Below are 17,519 nucleotides of genomic sequence, written 5' to 3' on the forward strand. Positions count from 1 at the left end.
TTTTTTACATAATTTTACATTAGAACCGAACTAATTTCTTTTGATTTTAATAAATCATCTTTATACCACACTGATTGTGATTCATACATTTTATAAAATAAACCCTGGTTATTTATTAACTCTTCAAAAGTACCTTGCTCAACTATTTTTCCTTTATCCATTACGATAATAAGGTCCGAGCGTTTAGTTGGCCCTATTCTATGAGATATAGTTAAAGTCGTTTTGTTTTTCGATAATCTATAGAATGTTTCAAATACCTTTAATTCGCTTATTGGATCTAAGGCCGCTGTAGGTTCATCTAATATTACTAAATCAGACTCTTTCATAAAAGCTCTAGCAAGTGCTACTTTTTGCCATTCTCCCCCTGAAAGTTCAGTACCGTTAGGTAACTCTTTTGTTAAGTACGTATCTAATCCATCAACATAATTTGAAAGTTTACTATCTAGTCCAACTTTCTTTAGAACCTCATATATTTCATTATCATTATACAATTTTGATAAATCACCGAATCCAATGTTTTCTCTTATACTATATTTATACCTCATAAAATCTTGAAAAATTGCTGATGTTTTACTAAGAAAAGAATTAATATCAATTGTATGAACAACATTATTATTAACTTTTAATTCACCTTCTTCTAAATCAAATAGACCAAGTATACAATATGCTAAAGTTGTTTTTCCCGAGCCATTATATCCAACAATTGAAATATTATCGCCTTTATTTATTTTCAATGATACATTATCTAAAACTTTAGTGCTTGAATTTGGGTAACAAAAAGATGCGTTCTTTAAGGTTATACTTTCTATATTATTAATCTTAATTAAGTGAGAGTTTTCTTTTTTGTTTTCACTATAATTTAAGATAGACAATAATGCATTATTATAGATTGCAGTTTCAAAAATAGTACCAAGATTTCCCCCAATTGTCCCAAACAATCCTTGTACAGTTGTGACTGCTGTAAGTAAAGCTACATATGAACCAATTGATAATTTAGCATCAAAAATTTGATATACTAAGAATACCGATACTCCCATACTAGCTACTTGTAACACAAATGCCGCAAATGATCTAGATTTTAACTCCCATAAAGCCAAACTCATTTTTTTATCCTGTGTATACTTAAATAACACTTTCCATTTATTTAATAGATAGTTACCCAAATTGTATATTTTGATTTCTTTTAAACTTCTTTTATCTGTAAATAAAGTATCTGTAAAATGCATTTCTCTTTCTTTTTCAGAAATATCTTTCTCCATATGATAGCCTTTGATTTTTGACCAAAAAGCGAGAAGAATTCCAGGTAAAGTGGATAAAAATAAAGCAAATGGCAATGACCAATGTATTGTTAGTAGAATCCCAAAAATACCTACTAAAGAAATAATACTACCCACAACATATATTAAATTTTGTATAACTCTAATACCATTGCCACCTATAGCCATATCAGCAAGCTTCATAGAATCGTAAAATACACTATTTTCAAATTCCTTTAAAGGAATTTGAATAAGTTTTTTTGACATTAAAGCTTTTAAAACATAATTTACTGTTATCGATATTTTTGTGAAAATATAATTTTCTATCTCAGTAAAAATTGCTGTAGCATAATTTAAGATAAAGTATATTAAAAGGAAAAGTAGAGCATATTTAAAAGCATTCGAATCCCCATTAATTGTACTAATCCTATCAATCGTTTCTTTATTTACTAATACAATTAATGGGGGACAAATTGAGGATAAAAGTACCAATAAACCAAACAGCAAAAAACTCTTTGGATATTCCTTATATATTAATTTCAAAAAGTAAATTTGTGAACGTACAAAAGCTTTAAACGGTTTTTCTTCTTTCTGAGTAGTTAAAATTTGTTCTTCTTCCATAATACCTTCCCCTTTCATGATTTATACTAAATATTCAATTATAACATTACTAGAAGCATATCCCTTTTTTTCAATTACATTGTTATTATCAGCTTCTATATAAAAAGGGAATCCTTTTATATTTAAATTCACAAATATTTCTTCTTCATTTAAAAAATAAAAATTAGCATCTATATTTTTTTCTTTTACTCCTTTTAAATTCTCTCCCGTATCAGCTAACAGAAATTGGATTTCACTTAATACACTACTATTCATTAACTTTAAAGAATCTATAATTTTATTACAATGATCACAATCCATATCAACAAATAAAATGAGATTTTTCCCTTTTTTTAATACATTATTTAATTTTACTTTGTTTCGATTTACATCCAAAATTTCAAGTTCGGAAATACATTTTCCTATAGGTGGACCAGATTTAACTTTAAATCTATTTTTTAAATGATATACAATAAAAAACTGTAAAATAATATATATGAAAATAATAATTATTAATGAAACTGCAATTTGGCTGTTTATCATCATAACCCCTCCTGTACTTCATTTTCAATTCTCCGAAATTAATAATTTATCAATGGTAGTTCTAATTAGCATGAGAGATATTACCCATAAAAGAATTGTTATAATAATAACTATAAATTCAAAATTATATTTTTGAAATGAAAGCACTGTAATTACATTTGAATTATTAAAAAGTATATTAGGCAACAAACTGAATAAGAGTAAACTCGATTGAATTAAACCGCCAATTCCCATTCTGGATTTCATAAATTTACCAAAACAAAAACATTCTTCATTATTATGTTTAAATATTGCATTAGCATTAATAATTACAAATACACTTATAATTAAAATAGCTACAGTATTGACCCAAAGATCATACATACGTAAAATTAATAAAATTGATATTAATAATTCTAAAAAAGGAAATAGATATCCTAATAATTTTGATATGGTTTTAGGGAAAAAAGTTATTTTATAGATAGCATTGGATGATTCTTTTATAGATATTATTTTTAACAAACTAGAAATAAGTAATAATATCCCTGAACCTGTTGTAAATATTAATGACATTATGGACATATTAAAATCTCCCATTTCAATAGATTTGAATTTTTACCCATTCTCTAGCCTAAGTAACCATCCATATGTAAGTATTATGGATATTAAAAGAGCAATATTTATACTTATGTTCTTTGTTGTAACCATTCCAGGTGCATTGAGAGAAAAACATTGACAATTGTTCTTAAAATTTTTACCGATATTTAATAATAATAAGAAGACATAAAATGATTGTAGAATAATTCCTAAAATCAAAAATGCAAGTGGATTTACAGGTAGGATTAAACAAAGAGACAAAACTTGTTCAATTACTATCAATAACGGAACGATATATAGAAGAAATTTATTATGTATAAACTTATAATCTTCTATCGCCTTATAAAATTGATATGGTTTTTTTAGTTTATTAAAACTACTTTTCAAAAAAATTATACCTAATATAATTTTAAAAATAATAATTAGCTTCATTTTAGATTTCCCTGACTTTCATTATTGTATAAGACGCCTTTAATTATCTTTAAAACTTCCCTAGAGTTCAAACTGTCTTCTAGATCATTAAAATTAAAAATTTCTTTAGATTTTTTTTGTTCATCAACAAAATGTATAGAAGGAATATTTTTCAATTTCAATTTATCTATTAGATTGAAATTAGCATCATCTTCCTTAGAGAAATCAAAAGAAATCAATTCATATGGTATATTTTTAGGCATAATTTTAACTACATCCTTGTAAAAGTAAAAGTCATCTATAATCATGCTTTTTTCGATGCATATAATGTATTTTTCAATGTCTACTGAACCATCCATATGTTCTGTCGATTTTTGGATACTATTCATGAAATATAGATCTTTTTTTAATGTTCTAAAAAAGTATATATATGATATAATTGCTAATAATAATACTAGTAATAAAAGTTTCATTAAAATCTCCTTTAAAATTACATTAGTAAATCATGCCAGTCAGCAGCTGGCATGATTTATAACAATATTGTGTTATTTCAATAGAATATTTATCTTTGACTATTTGAACATTGATTTGATTTTATATATTATTACTAGTATTATTAGCACTCATTTGAACTATCGCTACATTGGTTAGTGAATGTTTGACATCTGAAACAAATATTCACTACTCCTGGACCATAACAAGAATAAGAAACTTTTTTTCTTACTGTTTTATTTTTTTTAGTTCCATCTTTATCGACTAAAAAGTTTTCTGTTCCCCACCCACAGGCACCTTTAATAACACTTTCACTTGTTCCACATTCCACAATTGTTGGTTTTACATAAGTTATCATAATTTAAATTCCTCCATTTTCTTTTCTTACTTGAAATAACACAATAGTCTTATAACTAATTCATTTTATTTTTGATTAAATTTGCGATACCATAATTCTATAGATAAGAGAGTCAAAAAGTCTGATGGCGTGTCAATACCATTCCTCCATTTCCCAAGAGATATTTTCCACTCCTCTGCTGTTGTTAGTTTTAGCTCGCTAACTATACTAGGGTTCTCAATAGCTTTTATAATATTAGACCAATTTTTCTTTAAACTCTTATATGTATAAGCTAAATGTGCAGTTTTATTAAGTCGATCTACTATTGCAGGTGTTAAGTACTCTCTCATGGACTCTCTAAGGATGTATTTAGAGTAATCTGGTTTAATTCTAAGCTCGCCTGGAATTTGATATACAAATTCTACCAATCTCCTATCCAAGAAAGGATGATAGATATCAGCACCTGTCAAGCCACCAATTGTTCTATCCGTATATAAATGAGATTTTGCATTTGTAATTTGAAAATACAACTCTTTTTGATTGTATGTTTTTATTTTTTTGAATTTTCTTTTTATCGACTCGTAGTAATCAGATTCATTATTCCCAATAAACTCCTTGGCAATGTCGGGTTTAATCATGTAATTAATCATATTTTTAAAAGCTGATGCATTTGTGTACATTGAATACTCAGTTAAAAACGAAAATGCTTTTTTAAATTGAAATCTATTACAATAGTCCTTAGTAATGTATAAAGTACCTGATAACAAATGATCACCAGCAAACCCCGTTAATATATTATACTGTCCTTTGGCTACTGATTTTTCAATTAAGTTATATGCAAATTCATAATACAAAGAATTAACATTAGGTTCACATCCAATAGGTATTTTGTTAGGGAAATCGTCGAACATTAATCTCTTATCAAAATTTTCATACTCTCCGGTATCTTTATATTTTGTAAGTAGTTCTTCAATATATTCAGTTTCATCACAATCTTTTAATTCGTTAAATACAGCACTTACTGATGAAATCGAGTAAATATTTTCAATTTTTTCTCTACTCTTAGCGAGGGCGTAAATAGATGTTGAATCTAAGCCACCACTCAGCATGATAGAGTTATTATCCCCTAATACAATTCTACTACGTACAGATTGAGATAATAATTGGCGGAAATGTTCGAAATATTCTTCCTCACTAGAATAACTGATTGTACTTTTAACGTCGGATAAATCCCAATACTTCGTTAATTCAACCTTTTTATTTTCTACTACCATATGCTGTCCACTGGGCAACCTATTAACGTTATTAAATGGCGTTATTGGAGTATCAACTATCCCATTTTTCTCGTGAAATTCTTTAAAATAAGAATAATTAATATCTTTTATATTAAAGAAATCTTTCATTAGAAATATATCACTAGAAAAAACAAATTCATTTTCAAGTTGAATCCAAAATAGTGTTTTCACCCCTAAATGATCTCTTACTGCATACGCTTTATTACTTTTTTCATCAAAAATTACAAATGCAAATTCTCCTACTAAATCCTTAATACTTTCAATTCCTCTTTGGGTATAAATCTCACTAATTAATGCAGCATTATCTTTCTTAGAGTAATATGAAACATCTAAATTATACCGATTCATTATTTCATCACGATTATGTATTCTTATATCTCCAATAACAACTACAGCATTAAACTGAATTTCTTGTATTTCATTAACTCGATTTGTTGCATATGCAAAGTTCACTTTTCCTTTTCTACCTTTTATTTCTTTCACATTTTTCCCATTATATTCTCTATGAATATTCTCTAATATACTAAATTCATCGGAGTATACATCTGTGTTTTTTATTGAAACTAAAAACCAATTCAACTTATTGTTCCCCCTGCACATATTTATATGAACTTAAAATTACTTTGTACTCGTTAGATTCCTCATCCATTAATAAATCTTGGTTATTTAGCATTAACCATGCATGGGCTTGAAAAGGAAATTTACGAACTCCTATTACCATTTCAACTGGTATGGAATATCTAGAATGCAAAATTCTATAACCAATTAGTGTTTTGTGAATACAATCCGCTTTCCTAGGATACCAAGCACATACAATATTTAACAATGTGAAAAACTCTTCTATTTCAACCACTGAGCTTTCTGAAATTTGGTAACTAGTTTCTTGACTATAATATTTTTTTGAATACCTTTTAAAAGTTTCAGTAAATCCCCGTTTTGATAAACCTAAATCAAAGCGAGCTAGTAGCACATACATAGATACAAACCTATAGTACATTCTAAACTTTTTCATCAATTTCTATTACTCCTACCTTTTCTAGATTATAGATAAACTCTGTTATATCTTTTCTAATAATTCCTTTTTCCCCGTCAGAATTTTCAGATATAAATTTTATTACATCATCTACTTGTTTATATTCTTCTATCTTATTCCATATAATAGAGCTAATTGAATCTAGAGAATGAAACGTATTCTCTTTCATATTAATCAGTAAAATCTCTTCATCTTCTTCAAAAACTATTAGATCTTTATTAAGTTTTATGTTCAAAACAAACCTCCTCAAACAACTTAAACCTTATTACATCTATATATTAAACTATAAAAAGTAAATTTTCAACATTTTTTTATTTTTTTTACATATTTTACATTAAAATCATCCTAATTCAATCTACTTATTTATAAAAAATATTTATAATAATTTCATTTTAATAGCATTGAAGTCTCGAAAGGCTATCAATGGGTAAGAACGTTACTCTTTCTTTGCACGAAAGAGTAACAATTCTAATTAAAAATCCCTATCTAAATGACACATTCAATAGACTATAAGATTCCCCATCAGTGAATTATCTATAATTTTCATTATTTTATAGAATATAAAAAATATTGCGTTATTTATTTACTTATTTATTGACTATTAAGAAATTATTATTTTCTTGACGCTATTACGTATTTTTTATTTCGTAGTCTTCAAAACTCCAGGTTCAATATGAGTCGACTGGAATTTATTCGTCATACGGCTACCCACTTTATCCAACGTAAAACCTTCAGCACCCCAACCAGATTTGCCTTTAATTACACTTTCACTTTTTCCACAATCTACAATAGATGGTTTAACAAATTTTTTCATCATAAGAACTCCTCCTAATTTTTTCAATAAATAACGCAATAGTTTTACACCAATCCTGGATATTAACTTTTCAATTAATCTCTGTGATTAGAAATAAATATTATTTTATAAAAATATTACGTTATTTATTAATTAACTATATTTCTTAATTATTCCTTATGTCATTTAATTTTCTATAATATTTTATTAACCACAATTCAATTGCAAATAATGTCCAAAAGTCATTTCTATTCGGACTACCATTTCTCCATTTTTTCATTTCTTCCTTCCACGAATCTGGGGAAATAAGATTAAGTTTCTCAACAACCAAAGGATTTTCCATTACTTTAAATATACTATCCCAATTCTGTCTAATACTTTTATATATGTAAGCAAGATGAGTTGTCTTATCAAACCTATTAACTATACTTGGTGTCAAATGTTTTTCCATAGATTTTCTTAAAATATGCTTTGTATTCTCTTCTGAAAATCTAAGTTCACCAGGGATTTTATAAACATATTCCACTATCCTTCTATCCAAAAAAGGATGATTTATATCCGCACCAGCTATTGCTCCTATTACTCTATCTGTATATAAGTGCGACTTCGCATTAGACATCTGATAGTACAACTCTTTTTGGTGAAAATGTTTAATATTTTTAAATTTTTTTCCTATTTCTTCATAATAGGTAGTACTTTTAACTACGTTATGTTCTTTAAGAATATTAGGCGTTAATATATATTGAATGAAATTTTCAAAGGCAGATGTGTTATTAACTATAGAATAATTTGTTACATAGGATAATGCTTTTACGAATTGTCCTTTTCGTAAAAAATCTCGTGCTATATACAAAGAACCTGTTAAAAGATGATCTCCAGCATACCCACTAAATACATTGGATAATCCATTATCTACTGCTTTTTTTACAGTGTTATATGTAAAATTAAAAGATATAGAATTTACGTTTGGTTCATAAGAAAAAGGTACATTGTCCGGAAAATTTTCAAACAACAATATATTATCACAATTCAAAAATATCTCTTTGGCATGATACTTATTTATCAAATCATAAATATATTCCCTTTCATCACATTCTTTTAATTCATCAAAAACTGCACTAACTCCCTCCACACGGAAACCATTATCCATTTTTTCTAAATTTTTACCAATGGCATATATCGACGTGGAATCCATTCCTCCACTGAGCATTATAGAGTTCCCCATACCTTTAATTAATCTATCCTCTACCGATTTAAAAAGCAATTGCGAAAACTCTTCCCAATAGTCTGATTCTTTTTTGTGGACTATAGTTTCTGAAATACAAGATAAATCCCAATATTTATGTAGATTAAATGTGTCCTTTGTTGAAATTATGTAGCCACCACTTGGTACCCTATATACATTGTTATAAGGAGTTATTTCAGTATCTACTATCCCATTTCTTTCATGAAACTCCTTAAAGTAATTGAAATTTATATCATTAAGGTTAAAGAATTTTGTTAATAAAAAAATGTCACTTGCAAAAATATAACAATTGTTATATTTTATCCAAAATAAAGTTTTTACTCCCATTTGATCTCTTATAGCATAAAATTTTTGCTTCTTTTGATCATATAATATAAATGCAAACTCTCCTACCATATCTTCAACAAATTCGATTCCATTTTTTTTATATAAGTAAACAAGCAATTTTTCATTTTCTATATTTGTATCTAGTCTTTTATCCAAATTGTATTTTTTTATTATTTCTTCTTTATTATGTAATGCAATATCACCTACTATTAATACATCCTCAAAATTAAACTCATTGACTAAATTCCTTTCATTACTTGCAAAACTAAATTGATAATTATCAACTTTCACATGAATTTCAGTTACTAATTTTTTAAATTCAGCAAAAATTTCTTTTTGAATATTATGATTTGCAACATCCACCTTCTCAAATGAAACAGAAATTAAAAACCACTTCATTTCAATCACTTCCCACTAAATCAATTAAAATGCCAGCTAACACATAAAATCTCATTAAATACTACCATGAATCTTAATAGCATCAATGTTCTGTAAATTCCGGACGAATTCTAATATTTCATCCTTAATTACATCTTCTTCTTCATCAAACTCTTCAGAAACAGCATTAATTACCTTTTCTAGATTTGATAATTCTTCTATTTTATTCCATATAATAGATCCAACATAATCTAAAGTATAAAAATTATTCCTAATCATATTCAATAAAATAATCTCATTGTTTTCTTTGTAAACAATCAATTCCTTATTTATCAAGAGATTCAATCATTATGCCCCCTTAATACAAAATTTTCATCTCATAAACTACATTTCAAATAAAATATATAAATTCTAAATATATTTATAACATTACAAGTAAAAAAATGTCAAATTATATATTGATTACCTTTTCTGGGTTTGACAGTTCTTCCATTTCATTCTATATAATTAATTCAACATATTCTAAAGTATAAAAATTATTCCTAATCATATTCAATAAGAAAATCAATTCCTAATTTATCAAGAGATTCAATCATTATGTCCCCTTAATACAAAATTTTCATCTCATAAACTACATTTCAAATAAAATATATAAATTCTAATATATTTATAACATCACAAGTAAAAAAATGTCAAATTATATATTAATATCCTTATAATACTTTAAATGCAAATTATATTATAATAATTCCATTGTTTTTTTTAAATATCATTTAATAATTTGCACATAAATATCCAATTACCTTCTTTTTTATTCTTTAGATACATAATTTTATTATTAAAAATTTATAGGTCCGATTAAAAGCTACCTTAACTGGTATTTCATGAATCAAATTTACCTTCATCATAAATACGAGAGAATATAATACTTCTATAAGAACAGTAAAAACATGATTGAAGCGGAACAGGACTCGATCCAAAAGTATATATGAATAGCAAATTATTTTTTTAGAAAAATCAACTAAAAAAAAGAGTTAAACACTAAGTGTTTGGCATAAAAAATTGAATTGGCTGTAAAAGAACTATTCCTAGTATTAGAATTACCACATTCAATGTTTCAGTTACAAAAAGGAAAAATTCTTAACACTATATTGAGGAAAAGATTCATCATAAAACGCGTATCTGGAGTTCATCTAGTTTTTATGTAAATTCTATATATAAGTATTATCTGTTAAATTAATATCCTGAAGTAATCCAAAACGAAATTTTCATCTCTCCACAGCTATTTATATAAATTTAGCTCATTTTTTATTTTTTAGGGCAATAATTTTCTTAACTTAATAGCAATGCCTACCATGATCTGCTTTTTCTCAGATTGTTATTGGAGCACTTTATTTTCATCGTTATTTGTCAGAAAATCAATATCCTTTTCCCGAATATTGATATATATATAAATTTTAATTGATATGATTTCATTTACGATTTCTCCATCATAAAAAATTTACTCATCATTTTCATTTATAACACATACTAAAAAAGGCAGACCCTATAATGAACTGCACCCAATTTGTTAGACACAGTCTAACAATTGGGTGCAGTTTTTTTATGACTAAATTTACTTCAGAAGACAAAATGAATGCAGTAATACATTATCAAGATGGAAGTGAGAGTATAAAAGATATTGCGAATTATTGGGAGCGAACCACGAAGTGGTTCGCATGTGGATAAAACAATTTGAATATCATAGAATCCAGGCCTTTGAAAAAGGCTATACAACGTATTCTGCACAGTATAAACTAGACGTACTAAATTATATGTTCGAAAATGGGACGTCTCCAAACGAAACGGCAGTTATTTTTAATATTTCTTTACCTGGACTTATTAGAAAATGGCGTATTCAGCTACATCAAAAAGGAGTAGACGCCCCTAAATCGAAGAAAAAGGGGCGTCAATCTATGACTAAGGACAATCAAAAATCAATTAAAGAAACAAACACAAACAGAAGAGTCAGTAGAAGCATTACAAGCTGAATTGGAGCGTTTGCGTATGGAGAATGCTTATTTAAAAAAGTTGAATGCCTTAGTTCAAAACAAGGAAAAATCACCAAACAAGATAAGGCGCAAGTAATCTATGAACTAAGGAAAGCATTTCCGGTGAAGGCACTTTTAAAATTAGCAGAACTCCCACAATGTACATATTACTACTGGATACAGAATTCTAATCGGCCAGATAAAGATAAAGAGCTACAGATCTTAATTCAAAACATTTACGATGAACACCAAGGTCGTTATGGATATCGCCGTATTCGCGATGAGTTAATGAACCAAGGACACAAAACCAACCATAAAAAAGTTCAACGAATTATGAAAGAGTTAGGTTTAAAGAGTCTAGTTCGTATGAAAAAATATCGCTCGTATAAAGGACAAGTAGGTAAGATTGCGCCAAATATTTTAGAACGTAATTTTAAAGCGGAAAAGCCGAACGAAAAATGGGTTACAGACATAACAGAATTTAAATTATGCGGCGAGAAGCTCTACTGATCACCTATTTTAGATCTATTGAATGGAGAGATAATCGCTTATACAATTGATTCAAGACCAACCTATTCACTTGTATCGAAGATGTTGGAGAAGTCTTTTCAACAATTGACAGAAGAAGACGAACTCCTTATTCACTCTGATCAAGGCTGGCATTATCAAATGAAGAAGTATCGTCACGCCCTAAAAGAACGCAAGATTACGCAAAGTATGTCGCATAAAGGGAACTGTTACGATAATGCGGTTATTGAAAGTTTCTTTGGTATTATGAAATCTGAATTTCTTTATCTAAAAGATTTTGAAAGCATAGAACATTTTAAACAAGAATTTAAAAAATATATCGATTATTATAATCACAAAAGAATTAAGACAAAACTAAAAGGCAGCCTAATGAAACAACCTGTCTAACTTTATGGGGTCAGTTCACAAATGTCTGCCTTTTACTACTAGATTAACTTAAAAATACTCTTAATTTGTCTAGCAAATAACCAATTTTTCGTACCGTAGTTATCATTTAAACTATCTAAATTGATAGATTGTCCGTTAGCAAACTTTAATTCTAGCATTGTATTTTTATCATTTGTTTTTAAGTTACTATGTGTAATAGCATCATACTTTAATTTTTCAATCTCAATACATTCGTCTTTTTCTTGTCCAATCACGACATGGTCTTGGAAGAAGAAAAAGACTTCTACTTTTTTACCGAAACAAAATACATTTTTCGTATAGATTAATGTCGCGTTATCAAGTCCGATGCATACTTCTTTCATCTCTTCAACAACGTTTCCAAAGTCTTCTTCATGTCTTGCGTTTGATTCAGCAATCCATTCTTCGATTGTTTTCATGTTAATTGCCATACTGCGCCCCCTGGTTCGTTCATTGCTTTATTTAAAAATAAATACTATATGAAAATATAAGCGATAAGTACTATGTTTTCAAGGGTAAACGGTATATTCGAAATAAAGTTAAATTTCAAAGTAATATACTAGGTGCATCGATTTCATTATATTTCAAACGTTTGAACGAGACATTCTTCATCATCAATTAACTGTGTTTTCTCATCAAATTCGATGTTTATCTCCCTATATACTTTCTTCCAAAAAGAAACTGCTGGTATATTTTTCACAAGTTCGATAACGAAATACTGCCCTCGTTTCTCTTTTAGTACATTCGCAATAACTTGTTTACCGATTCCTTTCCCTTTGTACTGATTCAATATGAAAATGTCATTTATACCAAAGTTGTTTTCCTTCTTCAAAAAAGGACGTTCCAGTAGTAACAAAAATCCTACAATATCATTATCACTTTTAATAAAATACGGAGTGATTCCGTCATTTTCCCAAAACATGTGCAAATCTTCGTATTCGAAAAATCCATTTGCCTCAATCGTTATATTGGGAGTGAATGTAGAGAGGTCATGAAGATATAGTGCATACAAATTACGCAATATTTCTTTTTCTGATTCTTGAACTATTTGAAGTGTTACAAACATTTTTAAAGATCCCCTTCCCTATATGTAACTGTTTCTTCCTCTTTATTATTCGCTAAAAAAGTTTACCTACCTTTAACAAAAAAATAGCACTTTAAAAAGTGCTATTCTGCTCTCCTTGCCGCTTGCTGAATTGGATCCCAAACGCTGTTATATGGTGGTGCATAACTTAAATCGACATCTTCTAAATCATGAATGCTCATTTTATTGAAAAGTGCCATCGCGATCACATCAATACGTTTATCTACGCCTTCTTCTCCAATTACTTGCCCGCCCAATAATTGTTTCGTATCGGAGCGATATAGTAATTTCAAGTAAAGTGGTTTTGCATTTGGATAATAGCCCGCCATATTTGTAGAATCTACTTTGACCGTTTTATACGGAATGTGTAGCCCTTTTGCTTCTTTTTCATTTAACCCTGTTCTTGCGAGTGTCAAATCCATAAATTTAATAATGCCTGTGCCTAACGTACCTTTAAAAGCTCTTCGTTTATCAAGCATATTCAGTCCAGCAAGTCGCCCTTGCTTATTGGCAGTCGTTCCGAGCGGGATATGATCATGAATTTCCTTTATAACGTGGTAATGTGTTGCGCAATCACCGGCTGCATATACGTCTTGCACATTCGTTTGCATATATGCATTTACTTCGATTGCTCCTTTATGATTTGTACGTATATTTGTCCCTTCAAGAAAATCAGTATTTGGCTTCACTCCAACCGACACTAAAACAAGATCTGCTTTATACGTACCTTTATCCGTTTCGATTGCTTCTACTCGTTCATTTCCTTTAAATGCTTTTACATTTTCATTCGTTAAAATTTCAATATGATGCTTATCTGCTTCTTTATGTATGTACTCTGCCATATCTGCATCATAAATCGTACCGATATGATCATTTCGCTCAATCATTCTTACTTTCTTACCAAGTTCGACGAATGTTTCTGCCATCTCAAGTCCAATGGCACCACCGCCAATAATCGTTACATCTTCAACTTTATTCGTTTCTAGCGTTTTTAATATGCGCTCAGCATCAGGAATTGTTTTTAAAAGATGAACGCCTTGTAATTCCCGTCCTTCCCATTCTGGCATAACAGGACGCACTCCAGTCGCAATTAATAATCGATCATATGGAAATTCAAAGACATCCTTCGTCTTCGTATGCTCTGCGTACACCATTTTCTTTTCCGTATCTACTTTCGTTACTTCATGACGCACTTTCGCATCAATTCCATATTTCTCACGAAACGTCTTTACGTTGCGCGCGATTAACTTTTCAGTTGAAGCGATAGCACCACTAATGACATACGGTAATCCACACTGAGCGTATGAATAAATTTCACCTTTTTCTAAAGTTACAACATTTGCATTTTCATCGTTTCTAACAATTTGCATAGCTGCACTCATACCAGCTGCATCTCCGCCAATAATGACATAGTTCACTTTACCACTCCTTCTTTTTTACATACTCTTTACGTTTTCCATATTTTATAGAAATAACACCTACTTCCATTGTAAAGAAAGAGGATTTTATCTTCAAATTTGGTGCACAAACCTATGCCTGAATAGGTAGCCGTCGTGTCTCATAAACAACATGTTTAATATGCTATAACAGTTACTATTGAAAGTAGGTGAAATATATGTGCGCCGGCCTTCTCGCCCAGCTTCCAGATGAACCGCAAGAACCAAAAGAACCGAAACCCGCCCTCTCACTTGACCAAGAATTTTCCATTAATGCGACAATATACAGCGCTCGTGCCTGGTTATCTAACGATGATACGTTTGCGCAAGATATTTGGAAAGCTACCCAATTCGCTTCAGCATCACATGCTGGCAAGTCTATCTTTCCAGTCGGTTCAGTTAAAATTCTGAACTTCTCTGACGATACAATAACTGTTACTGCTTCACCAGAATCAGATCATGCGCTCAAAATAGTCGTACCCCCCCATTCCGAGGCAGCCCTAACATCTGGTCCTTTATCACATATACAAGCTAGTACATCAGGAGGATCAAGTAAAGTCACATTTCTCTTTCACATCTTTTTCTCAAGGGATCCTGGTTCAGATAAATAACCATAAAAAAGGTACAGTTATGCACTGTACCTTTTTCACATGTTTATTCTCTTGATTTGATGAGTTCAACATTATAAGTTTCAATATCTGTTAGCTTTCCTGTAAAATATGGATTTTCTCTATACCAAGATTGTTTTGAAAAATACGTTTGCATATCTTTCGTCTGAAAAATATGTCCATGCCTTGCATATATTTCATTTCTAGCAATTTTCAACTGTTCTTTCGATAAATATGCTAAATCTGTACTCGTTAATTTTCGAATATCACTATCTGGGAAAATGAAACCATTATATACATACGGAGTGGTAGATGGCGGAGTAACATTATAAACAACTGTTTTTTCTGTACTTTTCTTTTGAAATGGAAGATTATAAGACGGAAGTGCCGTTACCGTTTCTACCTTCGTCGTTTCCCTTCCATTTTCTCCATTTCGTTCTAAATAAATCGTCGTACTTCCATCAGTCGCTATAGGCCCCCATGTAATTTCTTCTCCTGCCAGTGCTGTAACTGGTTTTTGATTTACGTACAATGTTGCACCAGGCGCGTTCGTTTGAACTGTAATATATTGACCTTGCAACGTTAAATCTATCATTACGTTATTTTGGCTTTGTTTCATAAGTACAACCTTTTCCTCACGCGATAGTTTTACATAATCATTTTTATATTCTGATTGAAACACTTGATTGCCCGGAAGAAACGGCCCATATTGCTTCTCAAACTTTTTGTCATCTGTCTTATCAATTTCTTTTCCGTTCATTTTTAACGATACGCCTTTTTCATTTGTAAGCAAAGTGGTATAGTACGTCTTCACTTTCAATTTATACCGATCAAATATAAAGAAATACTTTCCGTCTTTCGTTAACGAAAAATCAGCTCTTTCTATTCCGTCCCGTTGTTTTTCACCTTGTCTCAAATATTCTTTTAATTCATTCACATACGATGGATTTTCTTTTATATATGAAAATAGAGGCGTTAAACTCTCTTTTGTTATCATAACCGATTGATCATCTGCCGTAATGATCTCAGCTAATTTCTCTCCGTCCCTCTCTTGTAAAATCGTAATCATCCGATCTACTTGTGCCACCTGCGTATAATACGATGATCCGTACAAATATAATCCAATAATCGCTATAACAAATAGTGCTAACAGTGTAATGCCAACCTTTGCACCACCGCTCATGTTCTTCTTTACTACAGGACTTCCCCTCTTCGTCCCGCAGTTTTGACAAAATTGCACACCATCTTCAAACTGAATTCCGCACTTTGTACATACATTCATCCAGTCAACCACCTTTTCATTAGAAGCCAGTTATTCCCTGTGTTAAGGCTTGAATTATCGTGCTAATGTAAGACCAAAGTACAATAAATGTTGCAATTCCAATTAAAACATTTGCAATAATAAGTGTGTACACGAGATCTAATCCGCCATTGTCTAGCTTTAATATGGCTACAGTTATACTAATCCCTATATAAGTTGCAGCTACCGATAATAATATCGGTAAGAAAAAGATTAATAAGAAACTAAAAAGAAAAGAAAGGACTAATATAGCAATAGCCGGCGTCGCTAGCGTTCCCCATATACCGAATACTTCAAGAAACGAAAAAGATGATTTCATCATCTTACCACTTACAAAAATAATAAATCCGACAAATAAAATTAAAATTAATAAAAAGAAAAAGACCGTTATAGATTCTACAAAAAATGTGGGAGTAGATATATCTGGTGCAAATGTTCTCGTAACTGCTGATGCTGCACTCATCATTCTATAAAAAATACATGCTCCTAAAAAACAAATAAGAACAAGACTTACAATTCCATTTCTTACTTCAATCGTGCCGCTTTTCATAATCGCTGTCGGTGCTTGTAATGCATGTTTAAAAAATTGAAAATAGCCGCTCGCAAACCGCTTCGCTTGCTCTACCGTTTCATTTGGCCGAGTTTCCTTTACTTGTGCCGCGCGTGCTTGTTCCGGCCCTTCTTCTTGACCACTACTTGCCACTACTTCTTCCGTTAACGAATGTCCACAATTCCCGCAAAACTTTGCCTCTGCTGCATTTTCTGTATGACATGACGGACATTTCATTCTCTCATCCCTCCTTAAGCATATACCATATAGGGTGTTACAAATTCAATATAT

Annotated in this window: 18 protein-coding genes and 1 pseudogene; 2 read left to right on the plus strand and 17 right to left on the minus strand. The window is 30.0% G+C overall.

Going from position 1 to position 17,519, the window contains the following annotated elements:
* Positions 1–14: 14 nt before the first annotated feature.
* From MHI28_RS10850 to MHI28_RS10905, 12 genes are all read right to left on the minus strand, one after another.
* Complete coding sequence (locus MHI28_RS10850) at positions 15–1,877, minus strand: ABC transporter ATP-binding protein (protein WP_000390766.1); 1,863 nt, start codon at positions 1,875–1,877, stop codon at positions 15–17.
* Between the two features lie 21 nt (positions 1,878–1,898).
* The gene (locus MHI28_RS10855; protein ID WP_000610908.1) at positions 1,899–2,399 is read right to left on the minus strand and encodes a hypothetical protein; all 501 of its coding nucleotides are present in this window, start codon (positions 2,397–2,399) and stop codon (positions 1,899–1,901) included.
* 24 nt (positions 2,400–2,423) lie between these two features.
* Positions 2,424–2,960 carry a MauE/DoxX family redox-associated membrane protein gene (locus MHI28_RS10860; RefSeq protein ID WP_000026200.1) on the minus strand — a complete coding sequence of 179 codons (537 nt, stop codon included), beginning with the start codon at positions 2,958–2,960 and terminating at the stop codon, positions 2,424–2,426.
* Positions 2,961–2,993: 33 nt separating this feature from the next.
* The gene (locus tag MHI28_RS10865) at positions 2,994–3,407 is read right to left on the minus strand and encodes a MauE/DoxX family redox-associated membrane protein (RefSeq protein WP_017762660.1); all 414 of its coding nucleotides are present in this window, start codon (positions 3,405–3,407) and stop codon (positions 2,994–2,996) included.
* Positions 3,404–3,859 (minus strand): hypothetical protein, encoded by a 456-nt coding sequence (locus MHI28_RS10870; RefSeq protein ID WP_000771478.1) that lies wholly within the window; start codon positions 3,857–3,859, stop codon positions 3,404–3,406. Before MHI28_RS10870 ends, MHI28_RS10865 begins: the two co-directional genes overlap by 4 nt.
* A gap of 143 nt (positions 3,860–4,002) precedes the next feature.
* Positions 4,003–4,236: a hypothetical protein gene (locus MHI28_RS10875; RefSeq protein ID WP_000634206.1), complete on the minus strand. Its 234-nt coding sequence runs from the start codon at positions 4,234–4,236 to the stop codon at positions 4,003–4,005.
* A gap of 65 nt (positions 4,237–4,301) precedes the next feature.
* On the minus strand, positions 4,302–6,089 hold the full coding sequence (locus tag MHI28_RS10880; protein WP_001103985.1) for an asparagine synthase-related protein: 1,788 nt from the start codon (positions 6,087–6,089) through the stop codon (positions 4,302–4,304).
* A gap of 1 nt (position 6,090) precedes the next feature.
* Positions 6,091–6,522, minus strand: a complete 432-nt coding sequence (locus MHI28_RS10885) for a lasso peptide biosynthesis B2 protein (RefSeq protein WP_000714527.1) — start codon at positions 6,520–6,522, stop codon at positions 6,091–6,093.
* A complete protein-coding gene (locus MHI28_RS10890; protein ID WP_001022326.1) occupies positions 6,509–6,778 on the minus strand; it encodes a PqqD family protein in 270 nt (89 codons plus the stop codon). Before MHI28_RS10890 ends, MHI28_RS10885 begins: the two co-directional genes overlap by 14 nt.
* Before the next feature lie 405 nt (positions 6,779–7,183).
* Positions 7,184–7,360, minus strand: coding sequence for a hypothetical protein (locus tag MHI28_RS10895; protein WP_002162881.1), 177 nt, complete (start codon positions 7,358–7,360; stop codon positions 7,184–7,186).
* Between the two features lie 142 nt (positions 7,361–7,502).
* Positions 7,503–9,308, minus strand: a complete 1,806-nt coding sequence (locus tag MHI28_RS10900) for an asparagine synthase-related protein (RefSeq protein ID WP_000870870.1) — start codon at positions 9,306–9,308, stop codon at positions 7,503–7,505.
* A gap of 54 nt (positions 9,309–9,362) precedes the next feature.
* Positions 9,363–9,632: a PqqD family protein gene (locus MHI28_RS10905; RefSeq protein ID WP_001050457.1), complete on the minus strand. Its 270-nt coding sequence runs from the start codon at positions 9,630–9,632 to the stop codon at positions 9,363–9,365.
* Between the two features lie 1,260 nt (positions 9,633–10,892).
* Between MHI28_RS10905 and MHI28_RS10910 the strand changes: the two are divergent.
* Positions 10,893–12,232, plus strand: a pseudogene (locus MHI28_RS10910) (IS3 family transposase).
* 38 nt (positions 12,233–12,270) lie between these two features.
* On the opposite strand, the gene MHI28_RS10915 reads toward MHI28_RS10910, so the two are convergent.
* The 3 genes from MHI28_RS10915 to MHI28_RS10925 all read right to left on the minus strand — a co-directional run bounded on the left by MHI28_RS10915 (position 12,271) and on the right by MHI28_RS10925 (position 14,752).
* Positions 12,271–12,681 carry a DUF3908 family protein gene (locus MHI28_RS10915; protein ID WP_000996785.1) on the minus strand — a complete coding sequence of 137 codons (411 nt, stop codon included), beginning with the start codon at positions 12,679–12,681 and terminating at the stop codon, positions 12,271–12,273.
* 146 nt (positions 12,682–12,827) lie between these two features.
* Positions 12,828–13,316: a GNAT family N-acetyltransferase gene (locus tag MHI28_RS10920; protein WP_000498237.1), complete on the minus strand. Its 489-nt coding sequence runs from the start codon at positions 13,314–13,316 to the stop codon at positions 12,828–12,830.
* Between the two features lie 101 nt (positions 13,317–13,417).
* Positions 13,418–14,752 carry a CoA-disulfide reductase gene (locus MHI28_RS10925; protein WP_001110230.1) on the minus strand — a complete coding sequence of 445 codons (1,335 nt, stop codon included), beginning with the start codon at positions 14,750–14,752 and terminating at the stop codon, positions 13,418–13,420.
* A 197-nt stretch (positions 14,753–14,949) separates the two neighbouring features.
* Between MHI28_RS10925 and MHI28_RS10930 the strand changes: the two genes are divergently transcribed.
* Positions 14,950–15,381: a hypothetical protein gene (locus MHI28_RS10930; protein ID WP_000332402.1), complete on the plus strand. Its 432-nt coding sequence runs from the start codon at positions 14,950–14,952 to the stop codon at positions 15,379–15,381.
* Positions 15,382–15,424: 43 nt separating this feature from the next.
* Here the strand turns inward: MHI28_RS10930 and MHI28_RS10935 are convergent, their stop codons facing one another.
* Positions 15,425–16,660, minus strand: a complete 1,236-nt coding sequence (locus tag MHI28_RS10935) for a TcaA 3rd/4th domain-containing protein (RefSeq protein WP_001099914.1) — start codon at positions 16,658–16,660, stop codon at positions 15,425–15,427.
* A gap of 19 nt (positions 16,661–16,679) precedes the next feature.
* On the minus strand, positions 16,680–17,465 hold the full coding sequence (locus MHI28_RS10940) for a zinc ribbon domain-containing protein (RefSeq protein WP_000650095.1): 786 nt from the start codon (positions 17,463–17,465) through the stop codon (positions 16,680–16,682).
* Positions 17,466–17,519: the final 54 nt, after the last annotated feature.

This window comes from Bacillus sp. FSL K6-0268 (genome assembly GCF_038005425.1).
Lineage (GTDB): Bacteria > Bacillota > Bacilli > Bacillales > Bacillaceae_G > Bacillus_A > Bacillus_A thuringiensis_S.

Coding starts and splice junctions, on each gene's coding strand:
- MHI28_RS10885 (WP_000714527.1), bottom strand. CDS start 6,522: ATGAAAAAGTTTAGAATGTACTATAGGTTTGTATCTATGTATGTGCTA.
- MHI28_RS10855 (WP_000610908.1), bottom strand. CDS start 2,399: ATGATAAACAGCCAAATTGCAGTTTCATTAATAATTATTATTTTCATA.
- MHI28_RS10915 (WP_000996785.1), bottom strand. CDS start 12,681: ATGGCAATTAACATGAAAACAATCGAAGAATGGATTGCTGAATCAAAC.
- MHI28_RS10875 (WP_000634206.1), bottom strand. CDS start 4,236: ATGATAACTTATGTAAAACCAACAATTGTGGAATGTGGAACAAGTGAA.
- MHI28_RS10930 (WP_000332402.1), top strand. CDS start 14,950: ATGTGCGCCGGCCTTCTCGCCCAGCTTCCAGATGAACCGCAAGAACCA.
- MHI28_RS10870 (WP_000771478.1), bottom strand. CDS start 3,859: ATGAAACTTTTATTACTAGTATTATTATTAGCAATTATATCATATATA.
- MHI28_RS10940 (WP_000650095.1), bottom strand. CDS start 17,465: ATGAAATGTCCGTCATGTCATACAGAAAATGCAGCAGAGGCAAAGTTT.
- MHI28_RS10935 (WP_001099914.1), bottom strand. CDS start 16,660: ATGAATGTATGTACAAAGTGCGGAATTCAGTTTGAAGATGGTGTGCAA.
- MHI28_RS10850 (WP_000390766.1), bottom strand. CDS start 1,877: ATGGAAGAAGAACAAATTTTAACTACTCAGAAAGAAGAAAAACCGTTT.
- MHI28_RS10860 (WP_000026200.1), bottom strand. CDS start 2,960: ATGTCCATAATGTCATTAATATTTACAACAGGTTCAGGGATATTATTA.
- MHI28_RS10920 (WP_000498237.1), bottom strand. CDS start 13,316: ATGTTTGTAACACTTCAAATAGTTCAAGAATCAGAAAAAGAAATATTG.
- MHI28_RS10865 (WP_017762660.1), bottom strand. CDS start 3,407: ATGAAGCTAATTATTATTTTTAAAATTATATTAGGTATAATTTTTTTG.
- MHI28_RS10900 (WP_000870870.1), bottom strand. CDS start 9,308: ATGAAGTGGTTTTTAATTTCTGTTTCATTTGAGAAGGTGGATGTTGCA.
- MHI28_RS10895 (WP_002162881.1), bottom strand. CDS start 7,360: ATGATGAAAAAATTTGTTAAACCATCTATTGTAGATTGTGGAAAAAGT.